Here is a 15,800-nt window from a genome sequence, read left to right on the forward strand (position 1 = left end):
TGAAAGCGGGGCACACAGACTATGGTAACAATCGAAGAAATCGGCATTGAATCGCTTAAGGCGCTAAATACGCTGTACGAAGAACTGATTGGCGGACCGACAGATCCGGTGAAGCTGGAGACGGCATTCCGGGCCATCCGGGAGGATAGCCGGTATGCGCTATTGGGTGCTTTTGTAGACGGGGAATTGCTGGGCTCTATGATGGGGATCGTCTGCCAGGACCTCGTTGGGGATTGCCGTCCGTTCATGGTGATTGAGAATGTCGTAGTCTCATCGCGCGCACGCCGCCAAGGTATTGGCAAAAAACTGATGACTGCCCTCGAAGACATCGCCCACGAGCGGGACTGCTACTATATTATCTTCGTGTCGGGAGAGAAGCGGAAGGAAGCGCATGTTTTTTATGAGAAGATGGGCTACAAAGAAGAGCGGGTGGAGGGCTACCGTAAGCATTTGAGCTCGCATTAGGATGGAGAAGGTGCAAACGAATAGAGGGAAGCTCACAAGCGTAGGAAATCATAAATTGAATAACATCGTTGAAGGCGACACTAAAGATTTGCCCCCCCGTAGTATTTTAGCATGGCTGTGGTTCATCTGCCTTGTTATGGTCGCTTGTAGCCCCCGAAATTGCCAAGGTTACACAAGTTATCGTATATGATCGTGCAGGTTACGGATGGAGTGAATCAGGGCCGTTCCCGCGTACCAATGAGCAGTGTATATCAGAGCTTTATGAGCTGCTGCTGCAAGCTGGAGTTGATGGTCCTTATATTTTTGTGGGTCATTCCTACGGCGGATTAAATGTAAGGCTGTTTACCGGAAAATATCCCCAGCTTGTGGCGGGGGGTTGTGCTGGTTGATTCCATGCACGAAGATGAAATGACTGACCGTTTTCCTGCAGAACATGTTAAGGGACAAATTATGGCTGTTAAATTCTATTTTGTATTAAAAGTACTGTCTAAGATCGGAGTATTGAAGATTCTTTCGGGTTTCAAAAAGTTCCCGGGGTTCTCTGCAACCATTAGCCCTTTTTCAAAGCAGACCCAGAAGCTTTTATGGAGGACATCGTTTCAGAAAAAGACTATTGCGGCCATGCATAGTGAGTTCTCCAATGTGCAGGATGGTTACCGGAAGGTCAGGGGAATGCCCGCAACAGAGATCCCCTTAATTGTTATCAAATCAGTAGTAGTCAATGAATTCTATCCCGGAACATCAGAAGATACGAAGCGAATAATCAGAGAGAAACTCCGGGAAGCGGCAAATGATCTGAAGAACTGGTCAGTCAACGGGAGGCTGGTTGAAGCATCCGGCAGCGGACATAACATACATATTGAGAACCCGCAGATTGTTGTTGATTCAATCCTAGAGATCCTCAGAAAAGCCTTATTGACCAAAGTTTAAGCTTCCTTCGAATCTGCCATAAGTGGATTATTCAGTAAAGCTGGGACTTACACGTTCCAGCTTTAATTGTATTTACTGCAACTAAAAAGATGTATTTTAGGTTCAGTTGTAATTTAGTTGCATTTTCTACAACTAAAAGGCTGCCTATTCTGTTAAGGAAGCACTTTTCTTATTTTTAGTTGTACTGAATACAGTTAAACTTGGAAAATCCGGCTTTGCCTCATTTTTAAGTGTATGAAATACAACTATCCTGCCAAGAGCTATACTTTGCATTGGATTTCACCCCTCGTAGACTTTATATACTTCTCCAGAGTGTTTAATCACCTCTCCCCCCAAAATTACCGTTTGACCATCCCGATGACAGCGCTTTATAATCCCTTCATGAGTGGCGGACCAGTGGTCATGACTACAGAAGGCGGGGGACAACTGTGAATCAAATATGCAAAGTGCTGATTGTGGACGATGAAATTCTGGTCCGGCAGGGGATTAAATATGTGCTGGACTGGGAACGCGAAGGGTTTCAGATTGTAGGTGAAGCGGCCAACGGGCAGGAAGCGCTGAATTCGCTTCCGGCACTGCAGCCGCATATCATCATTACCGATATTGTGATGCCGGTGATGGACGGTGAGGAGTTAACACGCTTAGTGAAGCGGGATTATCCCGCTACAGAGGTGATCGTGCTGAGTAGCTTCAGCGAATTCCATTATGTGCGCTCCACGTTCCAGAATGGGGTGGCCGATTATATTCTGAAGCCGAAGCTGGAGGCCGGTTCGCTGCTCCAGGTGCTGCAGAAGACCCGGGAGCGTATCCCGGAACTGGGAGCAGCCGCGGCTGGAGTTCAGCCGGAAGCGGCACCCCAGCGGCTGGATGCCCTGCTCAGCCGGATTATCTCAGGCTACCGGCTGCAGCCTGAGGGCGAGGCGTTCGTGAAGCGGCAGCTTCCGCAGGACTGCTTCAGCTTCCTCGGCTGGGAGACCGGACAGACCGGAACTGCCGGTGTTGTCAGTGTTGACGGCAATGCTGCCACCGCTGGTGCCGATAACGCAGGCAATGACGCAGATGCATTGACAGCCATCACCGCAGCTGTAACCGGGGAACTGGAACGGACTGTTCCAGGACTGGTGCAGTGCATTATCCATGGCGGCGAGCCGAATGCAGCACTGCTGCTGGTCAACCTGCAGGAAGAGCAGTGGCCGGCGCTCTTGCAGGCTGTGAATAAGCTGGCCCACGCCTTGGCCGGACAAGAGCCTGAGCTGCGCCTGACCCTGAGCCGGAGCTTCGGTTCGCTCAGCGAACTGGCTGCCGTCTATCAGGAGAGTGTTCTGAAGCTGAGGCAGTACCGCTTCTTCATGCCAGACCAGGTGTTGCTGGTCTACGATGAGCTGCCGCAGCGGGAAGCACAGCTGCCGAAATTCAACCTGACCCAGTTCACGGAGCAGCTGAAGCGCCAGCAGCTGGAGGAGGCGTTCGGCGATCTGCATCAGCATGTCGATGCACTAAGCCGGCAATATGACGGGGATGTGTTTCAGTTCAAGTCCTTCCTCGGCAATATTATCTTCAATGTGACGAATCAGTTCAGCCATCTGGGGGAGCTGGAGGAAGGGAAATACGGGCTGTTCCGGGCCATAGATGAGGCAGGCACAGCGGATGGGGCCGTGCGGATTCTGGATCATTTTCTTGCCCGGGTCATGGAGCTGACCTCATCAGCAGCGCCGACACCAGGGAGCAATGCCAATATGGCCAAGCTGCTCCAGTACATGGAGGAGCATTATGCGGAGCCGCTGAGTCTTACGGAGCTGGCCCGTCATTTTCATTTCAACCCTTCCTACCTGTCCAGTCTGTTCACGACCTACAATCAGGAGGGCTTCAAGGAGCATCTCAATACGATCCGCACGGGCAAGGCGGCAGAGCTGTTGCGGGCAGGCGAGGCGCCGATTTCCGAGATTAGCAGCATGGTCGGATACGGGGATCACAGCTATTTTTGCAAAGTGTTCAAGAAATATACCGGCTTGTCCCCGAGCGGCTACAGACGTCAGCATTACGGGCAGGAGTAGAGCTTATGCGCAGATATTGGGACCGTTTCAAATTCCACAGCCTGTTCATCAAAATATTCATCGTGATGCTGATCAGCATTATTGCTGTAGCCATCGCTTCTTCATGGACCACGGTTCGCATGTCGGAGAAGCTGTTCATGAACACCTTCAGCATTACGAATACCAAGGTGATCAGCCAGATCAAGGCGAGCTTCGAATCCTTTCATTATTCGATCGTTACCGCCACCAACAACACACAGCTGAGCGGCACCATCAAGAGCTTCCTCACGGAAGAAGACTCGAATTCCCTGCGGGTACTGCGGACCTATTACAATATGACGACGCAGATGAAGAAGATCCAGTCTACTCTGGACTCCTACCAGGTAGGGGTCAAAATCATGGGCAAAAACGGCCGCAGCTATTCCACCAACACGAACAATCTGCTGATGAGTGACCAGGAGCTGCAGCAGCATGAGCTGACCAGGAATACACTGGCTGAGCCGAAACGGCTGATGTACCAGTTCTATGAGGAGAGCAGTAAGGATTCCCCGCAGAAAGAGGCTGTGATCGTAGCCAGCAAAGCGCTCATGGAACGCACAACGGGCGATATTTACGGAACCTTGTATTTTACCATTCATGAGCAGGACTTCCGCCCCTTCTATGCGAGTTTTGTCAGCACGGGGAACGATGTGGCGATTCTGAACAGGGATGGAGTCATTGTCTCCAGCAACCGCAGTGATTTGATGGGCCAGCAGGCGGAGGATTTACTGCAGTTTGCCAAGGAGATTGAAGAGAAGGGGCTGGATTACAAAAATATTGATTTCCGGGGTACGGATTCCATTCTGATTGCAGATTACCTGTCGTCCTATGATTTCTATATTGTGAATCTGATTGATAAAAAGACAGCCCTCGGCCAGATGGTCAACAGTAAAATGGTAGTGCTGATCTGCTCCGCCATCGTAATCGTAGCCCTGATTGTGGTGTTTCTGATCTTCAGAAGGCTGACCCGGTCGCTGACCCTGCTTACCCGGCAGATGTCCAAGATCACCCAGCGGAACTTCCATAATTACATCACGGTAACCGGCAGCTTTGAATTTCAGGAGCTGGGACATGCCTATAACTATATGCTTGATGAGCTGAATGAGTATGTGGAGAAGCTGGTCGAGACGCAGAAGGAGCAGCGGAATGCCGAGCTTGCCGCCCTGCAGCATCAGATTAACCCGCATTTTCTGTATAATACGCTGGCCTCGGTCAACTTCCTGGTACAGCAGGGCAGCCAGGAGAAGGCGGTTCATACGATTCATGCCCTGATCTCCATGCTGCAGAATGCGCTGAGCAATGTCAGTGAGAGCATCACGGTGGCGCAGGAGCTGGAGAATCTGAAGTCCTATGTGTTTATTAACCATGTACGCTACGGGGAACGGATCAGAGTGAATTTCTTCATTTCACCGGACTGTATGGACTTCCATCTGCCGAAGCTGATCATTCAGCCGTTTATTGAGAATGCTTTTTTCCATGCGTTTACGAAGAAAAGCGGCGGATATATCCATATCCTCATCTCCCAGGATGCGGGATCCCTGCTCTGCGAGGTTGTCGATAACGGGGATGGTATGGACACCGGTGAAGCTGATCTCCCCATGTCCGGGCCTGCGAGCAAGCGCCAGCTGTTCACAGGAATTGGAATCAGGAATGTGCATGACCGGCTGGTGCTGATGTATGGCGAAGAGTACGGGATTACTATTAAAAGCGTACCTGGTGAGGGGACAGCCATTAAAATCCGCCTGCCGCTGATCCCGGGACAAGAATAATACCAATATCCAAAAAAAGAACAAACGGCAAAAAGGTAACGCTTACAATTAGGCGATAAAATGACAAATCCCTATAAAGTAAGTTCTAACGGGTCCTCTTTCGCGGATGATAAGATTACTTATGTAATAAATAAGCGCTTACATTGAAGCGGAACTCATAAAAGCGCATCAAAGGGGAGGATTACAAATGAAAAAAGGCATTGCGTTATTGCTGATTTGCCTGCTTATGCTTACTGCCTGCAGTTCCAATTCGAACTCTAACTCCGGCTCTAAGAACACAGGTAATGCCGCTGCGGACACCGGAACGGCGGGGAATTCGGCAACCACAGCACCTGCTCAGGCGAAAGAAATTACAATTTGGGCCTGGGACCCTGCATTCAATATTGCCGCGCTGGAAGTAGCCAAAGCGGAATATGCCAAAACTAACCCTGATGTCAAAATTAACATTGTAGAGTACGCACAGAATGATATTATCCAGAAGCTGAATACAGGCCTTAACTCCGGTACAACCAAAGGCCTGCCGAATATCGTGCTGATCGAGGATTACCGCTCCCAGAGCTTCCTGCAATCCTATAAGGATTCCTTCTATGATCTCAGCAGCTCGATTAAAGGCTCCGACTTCGCTGATTATAAAGCAGGACCAACCAGCCTGGACGGCAAGCAGTACGGCATTCCTTTTGACTCCGGCGTAACCGGACTCTATGTCAGAACCGATTATCTGGAGCAGGCAGGCTATAAGCTGGCCGATCTGCAGGATATCGACTGGAACAAATATATTGAAATCGGCAAAGCTGTGAAAGAGAAGACCGGCAAGGCGCTGATTACACTGGACCCGAACGACCTTGGGCTGATTCGGATGATGATTCAATCCGCCGGTGAATGGTATTTGAAGGAAGACGGCAAGACGCCGAATATTGCCGGCAATGCGCCGCTGAAGGAAGCTTTTGAAATCTATAAAGGGCTGACAGATTCCAATGTGGCGAATGTGCATGCCGACTGGAGCCAGTTCGTTGCTGCGCTGAACAGCGGGGATGTGGCTTCGGTGCCGACAGGCAACTGGATAACGCCTTCAATCACGGCTGAAGCATCGCAATCCGGCAAGTGGGCCATCGCACCGCTTCCGAAGCTGACCGCGAATGAGTCGGTTCATGCCTCGAATCTCGGCGGCAGCTCATGGTATGTGATGAATGTGGACGGCAAGGAAACGGCAGCAGACTTCATGGCGAAGACCTTCGGCTCCAATGTGGAAATGTACCAGAAGCTGCTCACGGACATCGGTGTCATCGGTACGTTCAAAGCGGCTGCGGGCGGGGAGGCTTACGGCCAGGCTAATGAGTTCTTCGGCGGCCAGAAGGTTGTATCGGATTTCGCCGCCTGGACAGAGCAGATTCCAAGTGTTAATTACGGTATCAATACCTACGCTATCGAAGACATCCTTATTGTTGAAATGCAGAATTATCTGAACGGCAAGGACATTGACAGTGTGCTGAGCGATGCCCAGGCCCAGGCCGAATCGCAGATTAAATAGCTGAGTCTGACACACAGGTAAACCTTGGGCGTGGCCTGCGGCTCCCGGGCTTTCAGGAGGGCGGGGCAGCGTCCGGGGTTTATTATTTTCAACCATGAAGGGGCTGGGCCGATGTGAAAAAAACTAATTCGAGCGTGAGTATCCGTACCAAAAGCGTATTGACCGGATGGTCCTTCGTCCTGCTCGCGGTCATTCTGATCTTCGTCTTCTATTTCTACCCGATGCTCCAGGCGCTGATTCTGTCGTTCCAGACAGGAACGGGCAGCAATCTGACTTTCACCGGATTCGATAACTATTCACGGCTGCTGTCCGACAAAACGTTCATTACGTCCGTTAAGAACACCTTCATTTATCTGCTGGTGCAAGTGCCGCTGATGATTGTACTGGCGCTCTTTATCTCGGTGCTGCTGAATGACAGCAAGCTGAAATTTAAGGGCTTTTTCCGGACGGCGATCTTCCTGCCCTGTGTAACCTCGCTGGTTGCCTATTCCGTAGTGTTCAAATATTTGTTTGCCGGCAACGGACTGGTGAACACCATGCTGCTGAAGCTCCATCTGGTCAGTGCTCCGATTGAATGGATTACCGACCCGTTCTGGGCCAAAATTACGATTATTATCGCGATCACGTGGCGCTGGACGGGCTACAATATGATTTTTTACCTGTCTGCCCTGCAAAATATTGACAGTTCCATCTACGAGGCCGCCAGAATTGATGGGGCTTCGGCGTCACGGCAGTTCTTCGGAATTACTGTCCCGCTGCTGAAGCCGATCATCCTGTTTACCTCGATCACATCCACCATCGGTACCCTGCAGCTATTCGATGAGGTCATGAATATTACGAAGGGCGGACCGGGAAATGCGACACAGACGATCTCCCAGTACATTTATAATTTGTCGTTCAAATATTCAGCAGACTTCGGCTATGCAGCCACCGTATCGTATTCCATCGTGATTATGATTGCGCTGCTGTCGGTCATCCAGTTCAAAGTGGCAGGTGATAAAAATGGCTAAGAGCAAACGTTTCTTCATGTATCTGTTCCTCAGCATCGCGGCCATCGTCTCGATCTTCCCGTTCCTGTGGATGGTGGTCAGCTCCACGAACAAGTCGGTTGACGTCACCCGCGGGCGGCTGCTGCCCGGTACACATCTGCTGGATAATTTCCAGAAGCTGCTGGACACCACAGATCTGCAGTTATCCCTGATCAATTCCGCTAAAATCTCGATCACCACCACGCTGCTGGCGCTGCTGATTGCCTCGCTGGCCGGTTACGGCTTCGAAGTCTTCCGCAGCCGCTCGAAGGACATTGTGTTCAACATTCTGCTGTTGTCGATGATGATTCCGTTCGCCGCGCTGATGATTCCGCTGTACCGGATGTTCGGCAAGATCTCGAATGTGTTCCCGTGGATGGGCATTGATACGATGACTTCGGTCATTCTGCCTACGGTGACTACGGCCTTCCTGATCTTCTTCTTCCGGCAGAGCACGAAGATGTTCCCGAAGGAGCTGCTGGAGGCAGGACGGATGGATGGGCTTAGCGAGCTGGGCATCTTCCTGCGCATCTATCTTCCGACTATGAAGACCACTTACGCCGCCGGGGCAATCATCACTTTCATGTCGAGCTGGAACAACTATCTCTGGCCGCTGATCGTGCTGCAGACCCCGCAGACGAAGACGATGCCGCTTCTGATCTCCACACTCGGTTCGGGCTACGCCCCGGACTACGGTATGATTATGATCGCTATTGTGATCGGCACGATCCCTACGGCACTGGTGTTTTTTGTGATGCAGAAGCAGTTTGTGGCTGGGATGATCGGGTCGGTGAAATAAATTGAACCAGAACATTTCTGAAATTGGGAGTAATCGTGACTACAGAGATAGTTTGGACTTTCGGCCGCTGTTATATTTGAATTTCCTTATTTAAGCCGCATAGAGTGCGGTAGAAATTCAAATCTAAAGGCGGACGCTACCGCTCCTACAGTTCCAAACTTCTCTTCCGCCACTCATCCCAAATGGGAAAGATTCTAGTTCAATTGATTAATGGGTAGTGGGCAGGGGAGAATAGAGAAAGAGGCAAGCAGCAGAAAGGATGCTGCTTGCCTCTTTCGCTTGCTTAATTTACTAGATGAGGGTTAAATTAGGTGGGAGGAGAGGGATAAGATGAGTTGCTTAACTGCGGACATTCAATCCGAATGAGGCGGCTGGAGCGGTGTTCGTTCAACAATGCAGCAATTGATGTATTCAGCTCCAAGCGGGATTCAGCAATAGTTGTATTCTGTACAATTAAAAACAGCGAAAAGGTAGGCTTGCCTCTTATAACTGTAGTTTGTACAACTATATCTGCCCGAATCGGTGTATATCATCTACAACCGGCGCTTTAATTGTACGAAATACAACTAAACGGAGAACCGGTTGTAAATCAGACGTTTTAGTTGTACAAAGTGCAATTAAGCATCGCGTGGATATACCGTAATCCGTTCACGGGAAACCGTAAGCAAGCGAGTGAATTTCCAAGGTGGTTTCACTAGTTGAAACCTGATATTGTACTTTGCACGCGTAATTTACAAGAAACGCAGTAGCGGGAGCGGTGCATTGTTCACAATTTATTAGAAAGAGGGCGTAAATAATCCTATGAAACAGAATAAGAGATTACTGGCGGGGCTGCTGGCAGCGGGAATGAGCTTAGTATTGTTGGTAGGAAGTAATCCGGGCAAGGTGCATGCAGCGCCTAAGGATTACCCGGTATTGCTGAAGATCAACGAGTATTATGTGCTCTACACGGCCCCTAAGCCGCCTTATGTGGATGCGAACTACCGGACGATGATACCGCTGCGCTCGATCAGCGAGCTGCTCGGGGCGAAGGTCAGCTACGATGCCAACAGTAAAACAGCTACAATTGGAATGGATGATGTAACGGTTATTTTCACGATCGGGTCGAAATCCGTTTCCGTTAACGGGGTTGCCGGCTCCATGGATACGGTTCCGGTGATGGAGCAGAATTCGATGTTCATTCCGGTCAGTGTGCTGGCGGGCAGTTTGGGCATCGTGAGTAAATGGGATCAGAGTAATCATCTCTATACACTGACAGGTGACACTCTGATGCAGACGGATATTATTAAATTAGCATTAGAGGATTTGGAGAGAAGCGCCTTTGGAGCACCGCCGGGGGCGATTATCAGCAACGATGCTTTCCGGCCTGTCTCTTACACCTATGACCCGGCAAAGGGCAGCTTTACTGTTAAGTCGCAGAATATAACCGGAAATGATATTCCGGCAGGAGCAGCGGATGTAGCAGCATATGTGGTGTTCAAAGATTCAGTTCAGTTCCCGGTGCAGAAACGGGAAAGACCGGCTGTCGGGAAGGACGGGTTCACCTTGGTTACCGCTCAGAAGCAATCGCCCTATCCCCCGCTTTATTTGCTTGTCAAAGGGAGGCTGCTGGACCGCTCCCCTATATAAATACCTGAACAAAGGTGGAATCAGATGAAAGATATGCAGGAAATCGTAAACGCTGTTAGCGGCTTGAGGGATGAAGAAGTAAAGTTGTATTTGATGCGGATTCTGGCGCAGATCAAGCGGTTGAAGGAACAGAGTGAGCGGCTTGAAGAACCGCTTGATGAACAGATTGCGGGACCCGTTGCCGGACTGCTGGGATATTACACAATGTTGATGAAACCCCGCGAGAAACGGGTAATCTGGGACCCCTCACCGGATTGTACGTATGTACATCTCGTGGGCGGTGACTCCTTCGGCGGCAGTATGAGGCAGGCGCTGCGGGGACTGGGTTGGACTGACTCGCACAAGCTTGTTACACTGCGGGAGAATTAAGCCATAGGTCCGCTTCGCCAGCTGGATTCGCCGGAGGGAAGGAAGGCCCGGAGTGACTGGTTTCTCCAGAATATCCTGGGATACTTTACCGCCAGCGATGAGGGCGAAGAAATATATACGGAGCTTATGGACAAGCTGGAGCAGATTCCCGAACAGGCTGAGGTCGTGATCTGGACCAGCGGCAATGCCTGCGAGCAGACCGGACTGCGTCTTGCTGTTCATCTGCTGGGGAACAGACCGAGCGGCATTGTGGTGTGCGATGCCTGCGCAATCTGTGAAGAGCTGTACAACACTCCGGATGCCTCCATCAAATACCGTAGTTCCGGTGAGATTCCTGCGGATAAGCTTCGGGAGGCACTCCTGCGCATCCACGACGGCCGCAAGCTTACTGCTGCGGATATCACGCGGCTGGACCAGGAATGGCAGAACATCTCTGAGCAGTCCCGGGTATTGCGGATATGGCAAGACAATGCTGTACTTGAGGTACCGGCTGACTATTATGACAGCTACCTGCTGGAGAAGCTGGACTACCTGAAGCCGCCGTCCGGAGATGACGGATTTCTGAAATCCGCACGGTTAGTTGGAGAGGCACTGGGATATTGTGAGCAGTATATTGGAGACGCTTATTTTGAACACAGGTTGCGAGAACTGATCTATAGCGGTGTTCTTGAGATTAAGGGTGTTCCGACAGCGATGAGATTCTACAGCATCAGACGCAAGCAGGGCAGGGAAACTGAACGTTGAATGCCGGAAGGTTGAAGATTACATTACAATTCAGGAGGCAGCCTATGCAAACATTATTCCGTTATAACTGGATGATCCGCGAGGAATGGTACAAATGGTGTGAGGAGCTGCCTGAGGAAGAGCTGCTGAAAGAACGGATAGGCGGAATGGGCGGGATTCTGAAGACACTGGTTCATATTATCGATGTGGAATTGAGCTGGATACGGGATATGGAGGGCAAGCCTGATTTTCGGGCCGATTTCCCGGAGTTTGGCACTCTGCAGAAGATCAGGGAGCTGGATGCAAGGTTCCGGCCGGAGGTGGAGCAGTTTGTGCTGGCCTGGCATGAGGGGCTGGAGCGGAACATACTGAAGGATGAGCGGGCGGATGGACGGGTCATTGAGGATGCCTGGGGTGAGATTATGCGCCATATTATTGCTCATGAGATTCATCATATCGGCCAGCTTTCCGTCTGGTCCAGGGAGCTCGGCAAGAAGCCGGTATCCGCCAATCTGGTAGGCAGAGGGCTTGCGGGCAGTTTGCCCGGCGGAGAATAAAGGGTACTTTCAGTCCTCTTTCAGGTTTGTATTTTACAATGCCAGCAGGCATGAACAAGATACAAATCTGAGTGTTGAGGAGGATTACACATTTTGCGAATGAAGAACATGTTGAAAAAGCTGATGCTGACGTCATTATCACTGGCGGTAGCGGCGTCGGTAACTGCGGTTGCAGGCATTCCTGCTGCGGTTTATGCGGCGGATGCGGGAACAGCACAGGCATATGAGTCATTGTTCACCCCGGATAAGATCATTAATGTGAAGGTAACGATTGCTGACGAGGACTGGACAAGTATCCTGGCTAGCCCGCTGGACAAGGAGTATAAAAGTGTAACCGTAGATGTGGATGGAAATGTGCTGAAGAATGTAGGCTTCTCGACCAAGGGGAACCTGACGCTTAAGTCTGTAGCATCCATGACGGATTCGGACCGGTACAGCTTCCGGCTGAAGTTCGATAAGTACGACAAGACGCAGACCCTGCTGGGGCTGGATAAAATAGTGCTTAACAACAGCTACTCCGATCCGTCATTTCTGCGCGAATACCTGCATTATGAAGCCTTGCGCTCTATAGGTGAGGATGTTCCGCTGACAGTATTCACTAATCTGTACATCAACGGTGAGTTGTATGGCTTCTATGTCGGCGTTGAAGCTGTGGATGACAGTTATCTGGAGCGTAATTTCGGTGAGGATGCCGATTCCGGTGTGCTATACGATACGGAAGAGCAGAGTTATCTGAAGGCTGAAGAAGGCAGTGACTATGATTCACTGACTTATGAGACCGGTACTGAGGATGACAAGGCTTCACTCAAGAATTTCATCAGCGTATTGAATGCAATGCCTGACGGAGAGAAGGGCAATATTGAAAGTGTACTGGATGTAGATTCTGCACTGAAATATATCGCTGCCAATGCCGTGCTCGGCAACTATGACAGCTACAACGGGGATAAGGGACATAATTATCTGCTGTATGGCGATGCAGCGGGCAAATATTCCGTGATTCCCTGGGATATGAATATGTCTTTTAACGGATACACGGGCGGAGGCGGAAGAGCGGTAAAGGGTACTGCTGCAAGCAATACTACAGCAACCGGAACGGCCGCGTCTGCAGCTTCAATCACGGCTGCTGCTTCAGCGGTCAATGCCGTTACGGCTTCCATCGATACACCCACACTCGGGATTGATGTGGATCAGGTTCCGCTGATCGGCAACCTGCTGGAGGTGCCCGAATATAAGGCCAGATACAATACGTATGTGTCTGAGCTGGTTACTTATCTGGAAGGCATCCAGAGCCGGATTACCGGGCTTGCTTCACTGATCCGGCCGTATGTGCAGGCTGATCCGACCAAGTTCTACACCATGGAACAGTTCGAGAACAATGTGGCTTACACAGCTGATGCAGCCGGAATGGGCAGCGGAACCATGACACCTCCTGCCGGTACAGAAGGGTTAACGATGCCAAGCGGAACTCCTCCGGCGCGTCCGGCAGGAACGGGTACAACGGCAGGGACGGCTCCTTCACCGGCGCCGGCTGCGACAGCAACCACAGCAACGGCAACAGCATCAGCCGGCACTGCCGCCGGAGCAGCAACCCGGCCCGAAGGGGGCCAGGCTGGAGGAGCAGGCCAAGGCATGGGGACGATGGCAGCGGGATCACTGATGACCTTTGCATTGAACAGGCTCGCTAATCTGCAGGAGCAGCTCGGCCTGACCGTTACACCGCTGCCGGAGGTCGTCAAGACAGCGGCGGGCAGCAGTACGGCGGATGCGGGAACACCGGCAGCTACAGGAACAGCAAGCAGAACAGGCATTTCTGTACTGCTTAACGGCGCAGTGGTTGATTTCCAGGATCAGCAGCCAGTCAACAAGGATGGAAGAGTGCTGGTACCTGTGAATGCTATTCTCAGTGCGCTGGGCGCAGAGGTGACCTGGGACCAGGCTGCCAAGAAAATCACTGCGGTTAAAGGAAGCACTACAATCATCATGACCATTGGCAGCAAAACTGCTTCGATTAACGGACAGGCGCTTACGCTGGATGTTCCTGCGCAGATCATCGGCAACCGGACTCTGGTTCCGGTAAGATTCATCTCCGAGGGACTCGGTCTGGATGTGCTCTGGAATGCTGCGGCACAAACCGTAACAGCCTCGGCCAAGGCGAGTGGAGCTTAGAGTATACTTTACAGCTCCGGCGGAAACCAAAGGTGACGCAGGTCCACCCAGCCCTGGCTGTTGAAGGTTACCCCGCGGACAGAGGGGAGATATGCCGTCTCGGCAGGCTTCTCGTACAGGATATGCAGCTGATGATCGCGGGTCAGGCTGTCCTCGATAATCCTGAAGCCCTCTGTCCGGGCAGCGGCGTCAGGCTCCCGGGAGATCATATGCAGCCTGCCTTCAATATCGGCGCGGGTACGCGGCTCAATATGCTGCGAGAGTGTCAGATACAGATCGTACAGCCGCAGCTGCTCGTCCTGATCACGGAGCAGAGAGAAGACAATCAGATCGGATTGCAGGCGGATCGGTCCTTTGAATTCCTCCGGGGATACGGATACTACCTTACATGCATATCCGTGCTGCTTCAGCCTTGCTGCAATGTATTCAGCATCTCCGGCATACTGCGGTATGGTAGCAATCTGCAGTGCCGCCGCCGGAAGACCGGCTGAATGGCGGAAGGGTTCGCGGGGAGCCTCATGCAGGCAGGACAGAATATCAGCACGGAGAAGGGGATCGCTTAGCGGTCCCTTTTTTTTGGTGTTGCAGGTGACAAACTTGCGTACCGAGGATTCGGAATGAATCTTGCTCAGGGAGCCGGCACCCGCTGCCTGCGGATTCGGAATGACATGGAAGCCCGAACCCGTCTCGGAGGGTTCCGGCGCAAGCCCCCAGGGTACATAGATGATTTCCACACGGTCCAGATGGGCCCGCCCCTGAAAGTAATAAGGGAACACCTCCAGCACGCAAGTATCCTCACTCATCTCCACTACCTTAAAAGGTCCGGTCCCCGCAGGCTTTCGTCCAAACACATTCTCACCAATCGACTGCAGGTCACGGGGGACAATAGCTGCCCGGCTGGTACAGAGGAAGGGAAGGAAGAGTTCATTCGGCTTCTTCAGCAGAATGCGGACGGTGGAGGCATTCAGTGCTTTGACTTCCTGGATTTCCTTGAAAATATAGCTGTACAGCGTCCGTTGTGAGGTAGACATCATCCGCTCAAAAGAGTAGACCACGTCCTCGGCGGTCAGTACCTTGCCGTGATGGAACAGGACTTCTTTGCGCAGATGGAAGGTCCACGCGGTACGCGCTTCATCGGTCTCCCAGGCGTGGGCCAGGCCGGGAATGACTTTGCCGCGTTCGCCGCTGCGGCCGACCAGACCGTCAAAGACATGGCTGGAGACAAAGGACTCTGCCAGCAGATTCATATACAGCGGATCGAAGGTATGCAGCTGCTGGGTGACCGGCAGCCGCAGCGTATCGATCCGCTTGTCGCTCTGCATCTCGGCATGATGGCCGAAGTAGGCCAGCAGCCAGCCCTGGAGCGTATCCTGCAGGGCGGAGGTGCGGGTATGCCCGCGGATGCCTTCAAGGGCGCTGCTGATATCCTTGCTGCTGATGGCCTGCATCATGGATTCCAGGGCAATATCCTCGGAGGCTGCGAGGAACACAAGTCTGGAACGCCGCCCCCTTCCCCGGCTGGGCGTCCAGGTGATCCAGTTCAGCTCTACCATTTTGCGGACCACATGCAGTGCGTTGCGGTGGGTACAGCCAAGGGTCAAGGCCAGCTCATCGAGGGTAACAAGGACCTCTGCCGGGCCGCCATGATGCGAATGCAGCTTCAGAAATTGACTGTGCAGCTTCATCTATAGGATTCTCCTTTCACAAAATAGGAAATTAATAATAATATATTTCTCTTTTTCTTCTTATTTTATCAGCTAGAATC

The 15,800-nt window shown here is 51.7% G+C and carries 13 protein-coding genes and 1 pseudogene; 13 read left to right on the plus strand and 1 reads right to left on the minus strand.

What is annotated here, in order from left to right; genetic code table 11:
• The first annotated feature begins 21 nt into the window (after nucleotides 1-21).
• From PBOR_RS14140 to PBOR_RS14190, 13 genes and pseudogenes are all read left to right on the plus strand, one after another.
• Nucleotides 22-465, plus strand: coding sequence for a GNAT family N-acetyltransferase (locus PBOR_RS14140; RefSeq protein WP_042212605.1), 444 nt, complete (start codon nucleotides 22-24; stop codon nucleotides 463-465).
• 122 nt (nucleotides 466-587) lie between these two features.
• Nucleotides 588-854 (plus strand): annotated as a pseudogene (locus tag PBOR_RS38575) (alpha/beta fold hydrolase); the annotation flags it as partial.
• Between the two features lie 19 nt (nucleotides 855-873).
• Nucleotides 874-1,395, plus strand: a complete 522-nt coding sequence (locus PBOR_RS14145; protein WP_218918907.1) for a hypothetical protein — start codon at nucleotides 874-876, stop codon at nucleotides 1,393-1,395.
• Between the two features lie 428 nt (nucleotides 1,396-1,823).
• Entirely contained in the window at nucleotides 1,824-3,449 is a 1,626-nt protein-coding gene (locus PBOR_RS14150; protein ID WP_042212609.1) for a response regulator transcription factor, read from the plus strand.
• A 5-nt stretch (nucleotides 3,450-3,454) separates the two neighbouring features.
• On the plus strand, nucleotides 3,455-5,236 hold the full coding sequence (locus PBOR_RS14155) for a sensor histidine kinase (protein WP_042212612.1): 1,782 nt from the start codon (nucleotides 3,455-3,457) through the stop codon (nucleotides 5,234-5,236).
• A gap of 187 nt (nucleotides 5,237-5,423) precedes the next feature.
• The gene (locus PBOR_RS14160; protein ID WP_042212614.1) at nucleotides 5,424-6,764 is read left to right on the plus strand and encodes an ABC transporter substrate-binding protein; all 1,341 of its coding nucleotides are present in this window, start codon (nucleotides 5,424-5,426) and stop codon (nucleotides 6,762-6,764) included.
• Nucleotides 6,765-6,877: 113 nt separating this feature from the next.
• Nucleotides 6,878-7,774 (plus strand): carbohydrate ABC transporter permease, encoded by an 897-nt coding sequence (locus PBOR_RS14165; protein WP_042212616.1) that lies wholly within the window; start codon nucleotides 6,878-6,880, stop codon nucleotides 7,772-7,774.
• Nucleotides 7,767-8,591 (plus strand): carbohydrate ABC transporter permease, encoded by an 825-nt coding sequence (locus PBOR_RS14170; protein ID WP_042136184.1) that lies wholly within the window; start codon nucleotides 7,767-7,769, stop codon nucleotides 8,589-8,591. The genes PBOR_RS14165 and PBOR_RS14170 overlap by 8 nt, the downstream gene beginning before the upstream one ends.
• A gap of 801 nt (nucleotides 8,592-9,392) precedes the next feature.
• The gene (locus tag PBOR_RS35470) at nucleotides 9,393-10,220 is read left to right on the plus strand and encodes a stalk domain-containing protein (RefSeq protein ID WP_052429474.1); all 828 of its coding nucleotides are present in this window, start codon (nucleotides 9,393-9,395) and stop codon (nucleotides 10,218-10,220) included.
• A 24-nt stretch (nucleotides 10,221-10,244) separates the two neighbouring features.
• On the plus strand, nucleotides 10,245-10,589 hold the full coding sequence (locus tag PBOR_RS36640; protein WP_099052463.1) for a hypothetical protein: 345 nt from the start codon (nucleotides 10,245-10,247) through the stop codon (nucleotides 10,587-10,589).
• Between the two features lie 3 nt (nucleotides 10,590-10,592).
• Nucleotides 10,593-11,333, plus strand: a complete 741-nt coding sequence (locus PBOR_RS34995; RefSeq protein ID WP_099052464.1) for a DUF1835 domain-containing protein — start codon at nucleotides 10,593-10,595, stop codon at nucleotides 11,331-11,333.
• A gap of 44 nt (nucleotides 11,334-11,377) precedes the next feature.
• Nucleotides 11,378-11,869, plus strand: a complete 492-nt coding sequence (locus PBOR_RS14185) for a DinB family protein (RefSeq protein WP_042212618.1) — start codon at nucleotides 11,378-11,380, stop codon at nucleotides 11,867-11,869.
• 108 nt (nucleotides 11,870-11,977) lie between these two features.
• Nucleotides 11,978-14,035 (plus strand): CotH kinase family protein, encoded by a 2,058-nt coding sequence (locus PBOR_RS14190; protein ID WP_245648178.1) that lies wholly within the window; start codon nucleotides 11,978-11,980, stop codon nucleotides 14,033-14,035.
• 8 nt (nucleotides 14,036-14,043) lie between these two features.
• Here the strand turns inward: PBOR_RS14190 and PBOR_RS14195 are convergent, their stop codons facing one another.
• Complete coding sequence (locus PBOR_RS14195; protein ID WP_042212622.1) at nucleotides 14,044-15,720, minus strand: ABC transporter substrate-binding protein; 1,677 nt, start codon at nucleotides 15,718-15,720, stop codon at nucleotides 14,044-14,046.
• Between the last annotated feature and the right edge of the window lie 80 nt (nucleotides 15,721-15,800).

The organism is Paenibacillus borealis, assembly GCF_000758665.1.
Classification (GTDB): Bacteria; Bacillota; Bacilli; order Paenibacillales; family Paenibacillaceae; genus Paenibacillus_AQ; species Paenibacillus_AQ borealis.

Bases quoted from the DNA above. Each gene is read 5' to 3' on its own strand.
- PBOR_RS14160 (WP_042212614.1), top strand. From the start codon at position 5,424: ATGAAAAAAGGCATTGCGTTATTGCTGATTTGCCTGCTTATGCTTACT.
- PBOR_RS35470 (WP_052429474.1), top strand. From the start codon at position 9,393: ATGAAACAGAATAAGAGATTACTGGCGGGGCTGCTGGCAGCGGGAATG.
- PBOR_RS14140 (WP_042212605.1), top strand. From the start codon at position 22: ATGGTAACAATCGAAGAAATCGGCATTGAATCGCTTAAGGCGCTAAAT.
- PBOR_RS14170 (WP_042136184.1), top strand. From the start codon at position 7,767: ATGGCTAAGAGCAAACGTTTCTTCATGTATCTGTTCCTCAGCATCGCG.
- PBOR_RS14145 (WP_218918907.1), top strand. From the start codon at position 874: ATGACTGACCGTTTTCCTGCAGAACATGTTAAGGGACAAATTATGGCT.
- PBOR_RS14155 (WP_042212612.1), top strand. From the start codon at position 3,455: ATGCGCAGATATTGGGACCGTTTCAAATTCCACAGCCTGTTCATCAAA.
- PBOR_RS14185 (WP_042212618.1), top strand. From the start codon at position 11,378: ATGCAAACATTATTCCGTTATAACTGGATGATCCGCGAGGAATGGTAC.
- PBOR_RS14190 (WP_245648178.1), top strand. From the start codon at position 11,978: ATGTTGAAAAAGCTGATGCTGACGTCATTATCACTGGCGGTAGCGGCG.
- PBOR_RS36640 (WP_099052463.1), top strand. From the start codon at position 10,245: ATGAAAGATATGCAGGAAATCGTAAACGCTGTTAGCGGCTTGAGGGAT.
- PBOR_RS14195 (WP_042212622.1), bottom strand. From the start codon at position 15,720: ATGAAGCTGCACAGTCAATTTCTGAAGCTGCATTCGCATCATGGCGGC.